Source organism: Nocardia vinacea NBRC 16497 (assembly GCF_000308835.1).
Lineage (GTDB): Bacteria > Actinomycetota > Actinomycetes > Mycobacteriales > Mycobacteriaceae > Nocardia > Nocardia vinacea.
The window spans coordinates 81,537-96,112 of sequence record NZ_BAGN01000236.1 but is presented as its reverse complement, the minus strand read 5'-3'; the positions used below and the strand labels follow the sequence as shown (position 1 = coordinate 96,112).

Here is a 14,576-nt window from a genome sequence, read left to right as displayed (position 1 = left end):
AGATGGCGTCACGTCGGTTACACGTCGAGGAAGCGAACGTCCTTGGCATTGCGGGTGATGAAGCTGCGACGTGCCTCGACGTCCTCACCCATCAGGATGGAGAACAGCTCGTCGGCCGCGGCGGCATCGTCCAGGGTGACCTGGCGCAGCACCCGCACCGCGGGATCCATGGTGGTCTCCCAGAGTTCCTTGGCGTTCATCTCGCCGAGACCCTTGTAGCGCTGGACACCGTCGTCCTTATTGATCTTCTTGCCCGCGGCCAGACCCGCCTCGAGCAGGCCGTCGCGCTCGCGATCGGAGTAGGCGAACTCCGGATCGGACCGCTGCCACTTGAGCTTGTACAGCGGCGGCTGCGCGAGGTAGACGTGCCCGTGCTCGACCAGCGGCCGCATGAAGCGGAACAGCAGCGTCAGCAGCAGGGTCGAGATGTGCTGGCCGTCGACATCGGCGTCGGCCATCAGCACGATCTTGTGATACCGCAGCTTGGCGATATCGAATTCGTCGTGGATGCCGGTGCCGAAGGCGGTGATGATCGACTGCACCTCGTTGTTCTTCAGGACGCGGTCGATGCGGGCCTTCTCGACATTGATGATCTTGCCGCGCAGCGGCAGGATCGCCTGGTACATCGAGTCGCGGCCGGATTTGGCCGAGCCACCGGCGGAGTCGCCCTCCACGATGTAGATCTCGGACTTGCTCGGATCCTTGGACCGGCAGTCGGCCAGCTTGCCCGGCAGGCCGCCGAGGTCGGTGGCGCTCTTGCGACGCACCAACTCGCGCGCCTTACGTGCGGCGACGCGCGCCTGTGCCGAGGAAACCGCCTTGTTCACAATGGTCTTCGCATCGGCCGGATTGGCCTCGAACCAGTGCGAGAGGTGCTCGTTACAGGTGCGCTGCACGAACGACTTCACCTCGGTGTTACCGAGCTTGGTCTTGGTCTGGCCCTCGAACTGCGGCTCGCCGACCTTCACGCTGACGATCGCGGCCAAGCCCTCGCGGATATCGTCACCGGTGAGGTTGCCGTCCTTGTCCTTCAGCAGTTTCTTGTCTTTGGCGTACTTGTTGACCACCGTGGTGAGCGCCGCGCGGAAGCCCTCCTCGTGGGTGCCGCCCTCGTGCGTGTTGATGGTATTCGCGAAGGTGTGCACCGACTCGGAGTAACCCGAGTTCCACTGCATGGCGACCTCGAGCTCGTGGCCGGTGCCCTTGCCGGTGAAGCTCACCACCGAGTTGTGGATGGGCTGCTTGGTCCGGTTGATGTGCTTGACGAAGTCCTCGAGCCCACCGGGGTAGTGGTAGGTGCGGGTCTTCACCTTGTGCGCGGGCGCGGGCGCTTCCTCGTCGGCGTGCTTCGGCGCCTCGGCGGTCTCGCTGACCACTTCGTCGGTGACATCGGTATCGCTCACCCGCTCATCGGTGAGGACGATGGTGAGGCCCTTGTTCAGGAACGCCATCTCCTGCAGCCGACGGGCCACCGTTTCGAAGTTGTAGGTCGTGGTCTCGAAGATTTCCGGATCCGCCCAGAAGCGGATGGTCGTGCCGGTCCGCTTGGTCGGCTCACCCTGCACGAGCTTGCCGGGCTTGGCGTCCTTGTAGGTCTGGCTCCAGTGGTAACCGTCGTGGTCGATCTCGGCTTCGAGCCGGTGCGACAGCGCGTTGACCACGGAAATGCCGACGCCGTGCAGACCACCGGACACCGCGTAGGAGTCGGAGTCGAACTTGCCACCCGCGTGCAGCTGGGTCATGACCACCTCGACGGTGGGGATGCCCTGGGCGTGCATGCCGGTCGGGATGCCACGGCCGTCGTCGATGACCTCGACGCCACCGTCGGCGAGCAGCGTGACCTCGACCTTCGTGGCGTAGCCCGCCATCGCCTCGTCGACGGAGTTGTCGACGACTTCCCAGATCAGGTGGTGCAGGCCGCGCTCGCCGGTGGAGCCGATGTACATGCCCGGGCGTTTGCGGACCGCCTCCAGGCCTTCCAGAACCGTGATGGAGGAGGCACCGTAGTCCTGCTTGCCCGATGTTGCGTTCGTCGAGCCCGATGCGTTGGAGTCCATGGCAGCCACTGGTCGGTAGCTCTCCTTACTTGCTGATCCTTTGCGCAGCGGTCGGACAGCACGCGTGGGGCCCCGGTCTGATTCTGGTCGTGAAATACGGGTCCACGCGCGGGCTGTACGGAACGCGCCGAAGGTTCGCCGCTAGTTACCCCACCATCCTACTGGTAGACCCAAGCCACAATGCACCTACGACACCCCTGACAGCTCCGTGGATGCGAGAAATCGGTCGAGCACGGGTCGGTTCCGCCTTCAACCCCTTTGAGTCCGCCATTCCGCCTCCCCGAGCCTTTTGCCGGCCGTTAAGTGAATCGAGGGTTTCGTCGCGGGCCGGCGGACGAGTAGGTGGCCAAGTCTTGGTCGTACCCGACGAGTTACCCATGTTCTCCCGAAATCAGTTGTCCGGTCAGATGGGTTTCACGTGGAACGACCTCGAACAACAAGATTATCCGTAGGTGTCCCGTGGACCTCGGCCTTTGATGTGCCGCTCACCCTTGCGCCAGCTCGGCGCCGCCGGACCGGTGATCTTCAACGATGTGACCACGCCCTGTCCCACCGCCGCATTGATCTTCGCCAAGATCTGGCCCTGCAGCATGCGCAGCTGGGTGGCCCACGCCGTGGATTCGGCGGCGATGCTCAGCACGCCGTCCTTCAATGTCATCGGGGTCGCATGGGAGGCGATGTCCTCGCCGACCACACCGGCCCAGCGGCCGAAGACCATGCCCTCGGCGACCTTGGCCGACCAGCCCCGATTCTTCGCGATGGCGCCGGTCAGGCTCGAAAGCAGTTGCGGGTCACGGTCATCGGGCCGCGCGCCGGACCAGCCGGTGCGGCGGCGGGCTCCAGTGCGCAGCCGGCGCGGCGATGCCCGGCCCTGCCCCACCGATTTACCACTCGCCTTGGCAGCAGCCCGCGCCTCCTCCAGCGCACGCCGCGCCAGATCGATACCGCGCAACTCCGGTTCCGGCTCGGATGCGGAAGCATTCGACGCTGTCGGATCGCTCACGCCTGCGCCTCGCTGGCGCTCGGCTTCGTCGTGCGCGATGCGCGCTGTGACATGGTTCGCTCGCTCACAAGGTCCGCCTCTCTCCCCGCCGCCGTTCGCGCGCTGGTTGCCGACCGCGTCGCATTGCAATCGGCGCTGATCTTACCGACGCGACAGAGATCCGACGGTGCCCGATCAACCGGTGGCGGCGTCGGATTCCCGGTCGGCGATTCGGGAGATGCGGCCGTCCGCACCGCCGTTCGTTTCAACCCGGAGCGGAACCGCGGAAAGTTCCACGGGCACATCCTCGGAGACCGCCGCGGTGATCAGCACCTGTTCGGCACCGGCCGCAACCTCGGCGAGTGCCGTGCGTCGGCGGCGATCGAGTTCGGCGAATACGTCATCGAGCAGCAGTACCGGTTCGGCGCCGGTGGCGCGCAGCAGTTCGAAGGCCGCGAGCCGCAGCGCCAGTGCGAACGACCACGACTCACCGTGGCTGGCAAAGCCTTTCGCGGGCGCAGTGCCGAGCATCAGATCCAGATCGTCGCGGTGCGGTCCGACCAGGCAGACCCCGCGTTCCAATTCCTTCGGCCGCGCCGCCGCCAGTTCGCGCAGCATATTCGCCTCCAGCGCCTCGACGTCATCGGGCTGCGGTGCGCGCGCCGGATCCAGGAACTCCGGTGGCAGGCTCGCGCTGCGGTAGCCGATTGCGGCGAGGCGTGATTCGGGCGCGATCGATGAGTACGCCTGTGCGAGATAGGGATACAGATCGTGCACCAGGCGCAGTCGCTGTGCGAGCAGCACCGAGGCGTGGGTCGCCAAATGCCCGTCCCATACATCCAGGGTGCTGAGTTCCGCCTTCGAGCGGGCTTGGCGCCCGGCGGATTTCAACAGGGCCGAGCGCTGTCGCAGCACCCGGTCGTAGTCGGCGCGCACGGCGGCCAGCCGCGGCAACCTGGCTGTGCACAACTCGTCGAGGAAGCGCCGCCGTTCACCCGGATCGCCGCGGACCAGGGCGAGGTCCTCCGGTGCGAAAAGGACTGTCTGCAGAATGCCGAGGATTTCTCGCGGCCTGCGCACCGGAGATCGGTTGATCTGCGCGCGATTCGCGGCGCCCTGGTTCAATTCGAGATCGATGCGCAGTTCGCGGCCCGCGTTCACGACGGTCGCGCCGATCCTGGCGCGATCGGTGCCGATACGGATCAGCGGTGCGTCGGCGGCGACCCGATGCGAGCCCAAGGTGGCGAGGTAGCCGACCGCCTCGAGCAGGTTCGTTTTGCCGTTGCCATTCGCCCCGAGGAAAACCGTTCGGCCTGGGGATAATTCGAGCTCGGCGTGCTCCCAGGAGCGGAAGTCGCGCAGTGACAGCGTCCGGATGAACACCTGTCTACTCCGCTCCGGCCGTCGTTATCGCCGTTTTTCGCCGCTGATGGCGCCGAATCGGGCCCAGACCACAACATCTTGTGGTCCATCCACTGTCTGTGGACGAACTGTGGATAAATCGCATCTCCGCCGATGCTCAGCCCGGCAACCGAACCGGCATCAACAGGTAGATGTACGCGCTCTCCAGTGCGGCGAACGCACCCGATTCCGTCACCTTGGGTTCCTCGTCGCTCGCGGGCAGCAGCACCGCGGGACGACTCGGCGTGGTGAAGCCGAAGGTGACCCGATCGGTGTGCAGCGCGGAGAGTCCGTCGATGAGGTAGCCCGGATTGAACGCGATTGTCAGTGGCTCACCGCGGAATTCGGCCTCCAGCCACTCCTCGGCGCGGCCCGCGTCATCGCCGCCCGCCGAGAGCAGCAGCCCCTCGTCGGCGAATTCCAGCCGCACCTGTGCACCGCGCTCGGCAACCAGCGCGACGCGCTTGATGGCGTCGGTCAGTGTGGCGACCGGGAGGGTGGCGATCGAGGTGTGCTCCTTGGGGAGCAATTGGCGGAACTTGGGGAATTCCGCATCGAGCAGTCGGGTGGTGGTCCGACGGCCCGCATTCACGATGCCGAGCAGACCGTCCGCGCCACTACCGGTGCCGAGCGAAAGCTGTACCGGAGCATCGGAGGGACCCAGCGTCTTCGCGGCCTCCGACAGTGTCCGGGCCGGAATCAGCACCGAGGTCTCGATATCGGTGCGTGCGGGCTGCCATTCGATGTGCCGGACCGCCAACCGGAATCGGTCGGTGGCCGCGAGCACGACCTGCGGTCCCTCGATCTCGACCCGGATACCGGTGAGCATCGGGAGCGTGTCGTCACGTCCTGCGGCGACCGCGACCTGGCCGACCGCCTCGGCGAAGACCTCGACGCTCAGCTCACCGGTCTGCTGCGGCACCTCGGGCAGCTGGGGATAGTCCTCGACCGGCATCGTAGGCAGCGAGAACTTCGCACTGCCACAGGTGATCAGCACGCGGGTGCCGTCGATGGCGACATCGACGGGCTTATTGGACAGCGCCTTGGTGATATCGGCGAGCAGTCGGCCGGAGACGAGCACCTCGCCGGGTCCGGCGACCTCGGCCGCGACGCGCATCTGCGCGGAGACCTCGTAGTCGAAGCCGGAGACGGTCAGTCCGTCCTCGCCCGCCACCAGTAGTACGCCGCCGAGTACCGGAACCGGAGGCCGCGACGGGAGGCTGCGTGCCACCCATGCAACGGACTCGGCGAAATCCTCTCGGGCGACCCGAAATTTCATACTCGCCAGCTCCATCGCCCGATCTGTCCTCTCCCGGTTCCGTGATCTCTGTCGTTGATTCTCGAAAGGGGGTGCTGTACCTGCCGCCTTGCAGTCTGGCATAGGCGACCGACATTGAACCGTACTCGTCCGGACCAGCTGAACCTAGCCCGACCCTCCGGTTGTTCTGTGTAGCGAACCCGATCCGCGCAGCGAAATATCGAGCAAGGAGAACAGGTGCGGGTGAATCGCGCGGATGTGTCGCCCGCTCTTCTCCTTGCCTGTCTCGGCGAGTGGCTCGGGTGCCGATGCTCACTGCTCGACTTTCCACACATCCTGTTTTGAAGAGAGTTCTTCAAGAAGAAGAACTGAAGTAGTAGTAGGCACTGTGGAATCTGTGGACTGCGGCCGAATCCGCAGGTCCGAGGGCGTGGTGCGGTGGGGATGACCGCTGGGTGACTCGAGGATGAACGGATGGGGGTTGTGGACGTTGTGGGTTTGTCCCCCATTCATCCTCGAGCGCTCCTCGAGTTGTTCCACCAGATTCAGGAGGTTGTTCACACATGTGCACCGAATCGTGGACAGCTCGAGGAATCCTCGAGGACTCCACATGGACTCCTCGAGGATTCCCCAAGCCGCTGACCGAGCCCGTTGCTGGTCAGGGCCTGTGTGTGGATAAGGCTGTGGACTCTGTTGATTCCACCCCTGTTAGCAACCGAAGCACGATCATCCGCACAGCCTGTGGACGAACCGGTGCACAACTCGGAGTTTCCTCGAGGACTCCACAAGAATTCCTCGAGGAGTCCACAGGGCATAAAAAAGCACCGCCCCAGGTCAGGGGCGGTGCCGAGGTGTTAGTGCCGGTCAGCGCGAACGCTGTTTAATCCGGGCTGTTAGTTCTTGCACTTGGTCGTACACGCGGCGCCGCTCGGTCATCTCCTTGCGCACTTTTTTCTCCGCGTACATGACCGTGGTGTGGTCGCGACCGAAGGCCTGGCCGATCTTGGGTAGCGATAGATCCGTTAGTTCCCGGCATAGATACATCGCGATCTGCCGGGCCTGGGCCAGCGGCCGGGCCTTACCCGGCCCGGTCAGCTCCTCGAGTGTGGTGTTGAAGTATTCGGCGGTGACGGCCATGATCGTCGCCGCGTTGATCTCCAGCGTGGCGGTATCCGGCATGAGATCGCGCAGTACGACCTCGGCCAACGGCAGATCCAGCGGTTGGCCGTTCAGCGAGGCGAAGGCCGTCACCCGGATCAGCGCACCCTCGAGCTCGCGGATATTGCGCTCGACCCGACTGGCGATCAGTTCCAGCACGTCGTGCGGCACGTCGAGCCGGTCCATCCGTGCCTTCTTGCGCAGAATCGCGATGCGCGTCTCCAACTCGGGCGGCTGCACATCGGTGATCAGACCCCATTCGAACCGGGTCCGCAGCCGCTCCTCCAGTGTGGCCAGCTGCTTGGGCGGCCGGTCGGAGGACACCACAATCTGCTTATTGGCGTTGTGCAGCGTGTTGAAGGTGTGGAAGAACTCCTCCTGGATGCCTTCCTTGCCCTCGATGAACTGGATGTCGTCGACCAGCAGAATGTCGGTCTCGCGGTAGCGGCGTTTGAACGCCACCTTGCGGTCGTCTCGCAGACTGTTGATGAAGTCGTTGGTGAATTCCTCGGTCGATACGTACTTCACCCGCATGCCGGGAAACAGCCGCTGGGCATAGTGTCCGGCCGCGTGCAGCAGATGGGTCTTGCCGAGACCGGAGGCGCCCCAGACGAACAGCGGGTTGTAGGCGCGCGCGGGCGCCTCCGCGATCGCGACCGCCGCGGCGTGCGCGAAGCGATTGGATGCGCCGATGACGAAGGTCTCGAAGGTGTACTTGGCATTCAGGCTCGCCGAGGAATTCGACGGCGCCGGATTCTCCTGTGACTTGGTGAAGTAGGTCGGCCACGAATTGCGGACATTGACGACGGGTTCGTCGTCGTGCGAGTTGTCCGAGATCGGCTCGCGGACCGATTCGTGCGCGGCCGCGATGGCCGGATCGGTGCCCGGCCGGGATTCCCGCGCGGATGCCGGCTCCCGCATCGGCGCGCGACCCTGCGCCCGCGCCGGCTCCGGTGTCGGCTCCGGATTGAACAGTGATTCCTGTCCGGGCGGCACCGAATCGCGTCGCGGTGGGAGTCCGGATTCGCGGCGGGGCCCGGGCGGCTCCTGCCGTTCGCCATTGCTCTGGCCCGGATAGTCGCCGCGGCTCGGGTATTCGTCGGTCGGGTACTCCCCGGCCACTTCGTATCCGGGCACCGGCAGGTACTCGGGTGCGCCCGCGTATTCGGGTGCGGGCTCATAGTCGGGTGCCGCCGAGTACTCCGGTCCGGACGAGTATTCGGGCGCCGCCGGATAGTCGTTGGGCTGTGCATAACGCGGCGGGGCGTAGTCGCTGCGTCCGGGATAGTCGGGGGCGGGATAGCCCGCCGGACCGCGACCGTTGTCGCGACCACGCTCGGGCCGACTGGTCATGCGCGCGTGACGCGGATTATTGCCGGGGCGTTCGGTCGGCTGCGTCGCCGGCGCCGCGATCCGGACGCCGAGGCCCTCGACCTGCGGACCGAGACGACGGCCGAGTGAGCGCAGAATGGGTTCGCGCAGATCGCGTTCGATGGCCTCCTGGGCCAACGACGATGGCACCGAGAGCAAGGCGAACCCCTGCGCCACGGTCAGCGGCTTGACCAATTTGAGCCAGGCCTGCTGTGCCCGGGACACCGGCGGGATGGCACCATCGGCCGAGCCCGTGGTGAGTTCGGCGACCACCTCCGGCCACACCGTGGCCAACACGTTCTGCTCGTCGTCCATGCAGTTTCCTCCCCGGAAGTAGGCGATAGGAGCAGACGGTCGGAGCCTGCGGAGTATCGGCCGTGGCTGAGTCGATGTTGTGATTCCGCGTACGTCCGTAACCGGTTCGGACGCTGCCCGGGTCCCCCATCCGGGCGGCGGCGTGGCACCGTCGGCCCTACGAATATGCCACTCCAGGGGTCTTTCCACACAATTATCCACAGATGTGGAGAACCCTGGGGAAATGTGAAACGAGGTTGCGCTCCGCCGCTATACGGCCTGGACCTGCGGTTCTGCAGCAATCTTCTGGCTACGTACGTTAGTCGGTGTGTCGGCCGACGGCTAGGGGTGTGGACGAACTCACGGTTATACCCAGGATGCGTGACTCCCGGGAGCGGTCCCGAGCAGGTCACGGGATGGGTGGGCCGAGTTTGACCCGCACTTTGCCGATCAGTACCCTCGTACAGTCACCCCTTGGTGCGGTGGCGGTCCTGTGCTGACCGTGTCAGGTCGTATCGACCTCGTGCGCCAGGACCGACGCGCATCGATGATGACCACCCCGCGATTCATCGCGCAAAGACGTATCACTGACAAGCTTTGGGCGCCGCACGGCGCCCACCTACTCGAGGAGTGTTGACCGTGGCCAAGGGCAAGCGGACGTTCCAGCCGAACAACCGTCGTCGGGCGCGGGTCCACGGCTTCCGTCTCCGGATGCGCACCCGCGCTGGTCGCGCGATTGTTTCCGCGCGTCGCGGCAAGGGCCGCAAATCCCTCACTGCTTGATCCTCGCTCTCGGACGCTCGGGTGTTGCCTGAGCCGTATCGGTTGCATCATCGTGCCGACTTCTCCCGGACGGTGCGCCGCGGCCAGCGAACCGGGAGGCGAGATCTGGTCGTACACGCGCTCGTGCACGGGTATGACGGAACTGTGGGCGCGAGTGGACGACGAAGCGATGCGGCTGAGGCCGGATCGTTGGTCCGCGTGGGCGGTCCACGGTTCGGATTGATTGTCAGCAAGGCGGTGGGCAACGCGGTGATTCGACACCGCGTCGCCCGCCGCCTGCGTCATATGTGCGGTCAGGTGATCGCCGAGTTGCCCGCCGATGCCGACATCGTGATCCGCGCATTGCCCGGCGCTGCGACCGCCGACGCGACGGAGTTGCTTCGCCAGCTGCGTGGCGCGCTGCGCAAGCTCGATATCGCCCGCCCATCGGCTACCGTGGCCGGTGCGGGATGAGTGCGCGCTCCACCGTTGCTCGGCTACCCGCGAACACGGTGATCTTCCTGATCGAGCTCTACCGGACGTATGTCTCCCCCATGCGCCTGCCCGTGTGCCGTTTCACCCCGACGTGTAGCGAGTACGCGGTGACCGCGTTACGCACCCGCGGCCTGTTCATCGGCCTCGGATTGACGGTCGTGCGATTGGCGAAATGCGCACCCTGGCACCCTGGTGGGTGGGATCCCGTTCCGGAGCGAAAAACGCGCGAACGGAACGAGTCAGCCGCCGACCAACAGGCGTCGGCGCCACACGCTTGTAAAGGATCACCGCGCGCGGTGATCGGCGATACGAACGACGGGAGTGCATAGAGCCGTGCTCGACTTCATTTATTATCCGGTGTCCTGGATCCTCTGGTTCTGGCATCGGGTCTTCGGGTTCGCGTTCGGCGCGGACAACGGACTTACCTGGGCGCTGGCCGTGGTGTTCCTGGTGTTCACACTGCGCGTGCTGCTCTACAAGCCGTTCGTCAAACAGGTTCGCACCACCAAGCAGATGCAGGAGCTGCAGCCCCAGATCAAGGAGCTGCAGAAGAAGTACAAGAACGATCGCCAGAAGATGGCGACCGAGATGCAGAAGCTGCAGAAGGACCACGGCTTCAATCCGTTGATGGGCTGCCTGCCGATCCTGGCGCAGGTTCCGGTCTTCCTCGGTCTGTTCCATGTGCTGCGCTCGTTCAACCGCACCGGCACCGGCATCGGCCAGCTCGGCATGTCGGCTTACGACAATGCGCACACGCCGAACTACGTCTTCAGCGCCGCCGACGTCCAGTCCTTCCTGAGCGCCCGCATTTTCGGTGCCCCCATCTCCGCCTTCATCACCAGCCCGCCGAGCCAGCTGCAGGCCTTCGCCGATTACGGCGGCGTGCCGACCAAGCTGAGCATCGCGCTGGTCTCCATCCCGCTGATGGTGATCGCCGGTCTGGCGACGCATTTCAACGCGCGCGCCTCGGTTGCCCGGCAGAGTCCGGAGGCCGCGGCCAACCCGCAGTCGGCCATGATGAACAAGCTCGCGCTGTGGGTGTTCCCGCTCGGCGTGCTGGTCGGTGGCCCGTTCCTGCCGATCGCCATCCTGCTCTACTGGGTGTCCAATAACATCTGGACCTACGGACAGCAGCACCTCGTCTTCGGCCGCATGGCGAAGGAAGAGGAAGTCAAGAAGCAGCAGAAGCTGGAGCAGCGCGCACAGAACGCGCCGAAGCCTGGTGCGAAACCGGTCAATGTGAAGAAGAAGCAGTCGCCCTCCGATGCGACGTCCGTCGACGCGGATGCCGATGCCGCCGTGGATGCGGTTGACGCGGCGCCGTCGACGAACGGCACCGCGAAGTCTCCGACCAAGGCGGGACAGCGGCGCTCGGGCGGGCAGAAGCGACCGGGCAACCGTGGGCGACCCAACCAGAAGCGACGGCGCTGACACATCGCGCGCCTGCGAGATCTCTGAGCAACCCTGTTCGCGTTCACCGATCGGCGCCGGTCGCCGGTCGCGCGCGATGAGCAGATGAAGGAAATCAAATGACTGTTGAAACCGACGGAGGGGACGCCACTGTGGCGACGACGACGATGGTGAACGGCGAAGCCGATGCGGGGGCCGAATCCACCGAGGCCACGAACGATGCCGAGGAAGCTCTCATCGAAGAGGGCGAAATCGCGGGCGACTACCTCGAGCAGTTGCTCGATGTACTCGACTTCGACGGCGATATCGATCTCGATGTCGAGGGCGACCGCGCCATCGTGAGCATCGACGGTGGACGCGATCTCTCGAAGTTGGTCGGCCGCAACGGCGAGGTGCTCGACGCGCTGCAGGAGCTGACCCGTCTGGCCGTGCAGCAGGCCACCGGGGTGCGCAGTCGCCTCATGCTCGATGTAGCCGGCTGGCGCGCCAAGCGTCGCTCGGAGTTGAGTGCACTCGGCACCGCCGCCGCGCAGCGGGTGGTGGAATCCGGTAAGCCGGAGCCGCTGGCGCCAATGACTCCGTTCGAGCGGAAGATCGTGCACGACGCCGTCGCCGCCGTCGACGGTGCCAGCAGCGAGAGCGAGGGCGTGGAGCCCAATCGGCACGTTGTTGTGGTGCCTGCCTGAATCGCGCGCTGTGATTGGATTAGGGCCTTCGGTCTTCGGACCGGAGGCCCTCTTTATGTCTCCCCTGCCCCCGGCCCCATCGCCGCACTTATCGACTCGAGTTCGGAAGGATGTTTCACGTGGAACGAGATCTCGGTGGCATCACCGCGTTGCCGAATGAGCTGGAGCCCCCGGCCGCGGCCGCGGTGGTTTTCGGAGACCGGTTGGATCTCGCGCGTCGGTACTGCGCCGCCCTCGCTGCCGCCGGTGTCGAGCGCGGACTGATCGGTCCCCGCGAGGTGCCGAGGCTATGGGATCGGCACATTCTCAACTGTGCGGTGGTCGGTGAGTTGATGGCGGAGGGCACCATCGTGGTCGATATCGGCAGCGGCGCCGGACTGCCCGGAATTCCATTGGCGATCGCGCGTCCAGATCTCCGGATCACCTTGGTCGAGCCGCTGTTGCGTCGCACCATCTTTCTGAGCGAATTCATCGAGGCGGCCGGACTCGATGTGACCGTGGTGCGCGGTCGGGCCGAGCAGTCGGGCGTGATGAAGGAAGCGGGCGGCGCGGATGTGGTGACCTCTCGCGCGGTCGCCCCGTTGGCGAAGTTGGCGCAGTGGTCCCTCCCCCTGTTGCGCGATCACGGACGGATGCTTGCGCTGAAGGGAGTCAGCGCGGCCGAGGAACTCGAGCGTGACAGCGAGGCTTTGGCGAAGGCTGGCGCTGGGAATGCGACCGTTCTGGAATGCGGCGCCGGACTCGTCTCCACCCCCACTCTGGTGATCAGCGCCGAGCGGCTGCCGCGCGGCGAGCGTCCCTCGCGCCGAGCGGGTAGGTCGGCGCGGAAGTCGAAGTAGCAGTATTCGATTCGCGGCAATGTTTCATGTGAAACCGTGCGCCGAGCCATCCGCATCGCAACAGACTCCAACACGAAACTTCACGTGACGTTTCGAACCTGGTGCCCTCGGATGGGGAGATCGATGATCCCTATTGCGTGAGGCTCATTGGACGCGTGAGCGCCCGGCGTGGCCGTCTACTCCCGCTCCCGGACACGTTGACCCCTATCGAACTACGCGGCGCCTTTCGCGCCGTGAGTGGCTGGAGCGATCTGTGGCGACGGTGCGGACGTTGGTGTCGGACTGGTGTGTTCACCGTCGGCGACATGAGACCGCGGTGTAGCCGACCAAAGGTCGCCCCTGCCTGTACTCGTCGTCTCGATTGTTTTGGTGGCGCCGATGTTGAAGCGTGTCCGTGGCTGCGCTGGGTCACCCGGAACCCCATTGACTATTGCGCGCCCGGAAGGTCTGGAATGGCGCGCCGGACTCGTCGCCGCCACCGATGTTTCATGTGAAACAGGATTTCGGTGTCGGTCCGGGACTTCATGTTTCATGTGAAACAGCGAATCCAGCTCGTGAATCTTGTTCGCGGCGATGTGATTCGGTGCAGATTTGCATGTCCTTTGCGCGAAGCCGCGATTCAGCTTTCTAATCGCGCTGAGTGCTGGCAAGCTAGTGAGCGTCGGGCGTGAGAGTTGGTGCCACGGAGGGATGTGGGTTTGTCGCAGCGGCGAGAGCTCCGCTCGTCGATCGGGCGCCGCGGTCCCGATTGAGCATCAAGTTCGATCCGACACAGCTAGTGATGACACGGCGCCGAATTCGGTCGGGCGCATGTGATCTGAGGTTCTCGCGTTAGGAGCTGTCTATGTCGAGCGGTCCGGCGAATGTTTCACGGGAAACAACGTCGCGCGTGCCGGGGATGCTGGACTCCAGCACCTTGGATGCGGAGGCATTCGGAAGCACACCGTTCGGGCACATCTCCCCCAGTGAGACCCCGATAGCAGCCGAAGCCCAACGTGCAAGCCAAATATTGCATCCAGGAAAGGTGACAGTGCCGAAACCGCACGAGCAACGGATCATCACCATCGCCAATCAGAAGGGGGGCGTCGGTAAGACGACAACCGCCGTGAATCTCGCGGCCGCCCTGGCGCACACCGGGATGACGGTTCTCGTGATCGACCTCGATCCCCAGGGCAATGCCAGCACCGCCCTGGGCATCGAACATCACTCGGGTGTCCCGTCGAGCTATGAACTTCTCATCGGCGAGGTGTCGGTGAAGGATGCGATTCAGCAGAGCCCGCACAGCGAGCGCCTGCTGTGCATTCCGGCGACCATCGATCTGGCCGGCGCCGAGATCGAACTGGTTTCCATGGTGGCGCGGGAAGGGCGACTCAAGGCCGCCATCCAGGAGGCCAATATCGCCGGGTACGACATCGATTACGTCATGATCGACTGCCCGCCGTCGCTCGGTCTGCTCACCGTCAACGCGATGGTTGCTGCCAAGGAAGTGCTGATCCCGATCCAGTGCGAGTACTACGCGCTGGAGGGTGTGGGGCAATTGCTCCGGAATATCGGTCTGGTGCAGGCGCACCTGAATCCCGAACTACACGTGTCGACGGTGCTTCTCACGATGTACGACGGTCGGACCAAGCTGGCCGACCAGGTCGCCGAGGAGGTGCGCGGGCACTTCGGCGATGTGGTGCTGAAGTCGGTTATCCCCCGCAGTGTGAAGGTCTCCGAGGCACCGGGCTACGGCATGACGGTGCTCGATTATGATCCAGGCTCCCGGGGTGCGATGAGTTATCTGGACGCCGGTCGCGAGATGGCCTCCCGGTCGGTGATCCGGCCGGGTGCGGCAGAGCGCGCGCAATGACGAACGAGGAA

General features: G+C 64.9%; 12 protein-coding genes. 7 read left to right on the top strand and 5 right to left on the bottom strand.

Features of this window, described 5'->3' with window-relative positions; all coding sequences use genetic code 11:
• Positions 1-17: 17 nt before the first annotated feature.
• The 5 genes from gyrB to dnaA form a co-directional block, all read right to left on the bottom strand.
• Positions 18-2,057 carry a DNA topoisomerase (ATP-hydrolyzing) subunit B gene (gene gyrB, locus ON44_RS33340; RefSeq protein ID WP_040697811.1) on the bottom strand — a complete coding sequence of 680 codons (2,040 nt, stop codon included), beginning with the start codon at positions 2,055-2,057 and terminating at the stop codon, positions 18-20.
• Positions 2,058-2,499: 442 nt separating this feature from the next.
• Positions 2,500-3,060 (bottom strand): DUF721 family protein, encoded by a 561-nt coding sequence (locus tag ON44_RS33335; protein WP_040697809.1) that lies wholly within the window; start codon positions 3,058-3,060, stop codon positions 2,500-2,502.
• A 174-nt stretch (positions 3,061-3,234) separates the two neighbouring features.
• Positions 3,235-4,422, bottom strand: coding sequence for a DNA replication/repair protein RecF (gene recF / locus ON44_RS33330; protein WP_040697807.1), 1,188 nt, complete (start codon positions 4,420-4,422; stop codon positions 3,235-3,237).
• A gap of 136 nt (positions 4,423-4,558) precedes the next feature.
• A complete protein-coding gene (gene dnaN, locus ON44_RS33325) occupies positions 4,559-5,734 on the bottom strand; it encodes a DNA polymerase III subunit beta (RefSeq protein ID WP_040697806.1) in 1,176 nt (391 codons plus the stop codon).
• Between the two features lie 828 nt (positions 5,735-6,562).
• Complete coding sequence (gene dnaA / locus ON44_RS33320) at positions 6,563-8,542, bottom strand: chromosomal replication initiator protein DnaA (RefSeq protein ID WP_040697805.1); 1,980 nt, start codon at positions 8,540-8,542, stop codon at positions 6,563-6,565.
• 618 nt (positions 8,543-9,160) lie between these two features.
• Between dnaA and rpmH the strand changes: the two genes are divergently transcribed.
• The 7 genes from rpmH (at position 9,161) to ON44_RS33290 (ending at position 14,565) form a co-directional block, all read left to right on the top strand.
• Positions 9,161-9,304, top strand: a complete 144-nt coding sequence (gene rpmH, locus ON44_RS48735) for a 50S ribosomal protein L34 (protein ID WP_083898281.1) — start codon at positions 9,161-9,163, stop codon at positions 9,302-9,304.
• A 21-nt stretch (positions 9,305-9,325) separates the two neighbouring features.
• Positions 9,326-9,757 (top strand): ribonuclease P protein component, encoded by a 432-nt coding sequence (rnpA, locus tag ON44_RS48730; RefSeq protein WP_040697802.1) that lies wholly within the window; start codon positions 9,326-9,328, stop codon positions 9,755-9,757.
• Positions 9,754-10,107: a membrane protein insertion efficiency factor YidD gene (gene yidD, locus ON44_RS33310; RefSeq protein ID WP_040697799.1), complete on the top strand. Its 354-nt coding sequence runs from the start codon at positions 9,754-9,756 to the stop codon at positions 10,105-10,107. Before rnpA ends, yidD begins: the two co-directional genes overlap by 4 nt.
• A gap of 4 nt (positions 10,108-10,111) precedes the next feature.
• Positions 10,112-11,209 (top strand): membrane protein insertase YidC, encoded by a 1,098-nt coding sequence (gene yidC / locus ON44_RS33305; protein ID WP_040697797.1) that lies wholly within the window; start codon positions 10,112-10,114, stop codon positions 11,207-11,209.
• A 146-nt stretch (positions 11,210-11,355) separates the two neighbouring features.
• A complete protein-coding gene (locus ON44_RS33300; RefSeq protein ID WP_040697793.1) occupies positions 11,356-11,874 on the top strand; it encodes a Jag family protein in 519 nt (172 codons plus the stop codon).
• Between the two features lie 110 nt (positions 11,875-11,984).
• Positions 11,985-12,713 carry a 16S rRNA (guanine(527)-N(7))-methyltransferase RsmG gene (rsmG, locus tag ON44_RS33295; RefSeq protein WP_040697789.1) on the top strand — a complete coding sequence of 243 codons (729 nt, stop codon included), beginning with the start codon at positions 11,985-11,987 and terminating at the stop codon, positions 12,711-12,713.
• Between the two features lie 898 nt (positions 12,714-13,611).
• Positions 13,612-14,565, top strand: a complete 954-nt coding sequence (locus ON44_RS33290) for a ParA family protein (protein ID WP_245567439.1) — start codon at positions 13,612-13,614, stop codon at positions 14,563-14,565.
• Positions 14,566-14,576 lie beyond the last annotated feature (11 nt).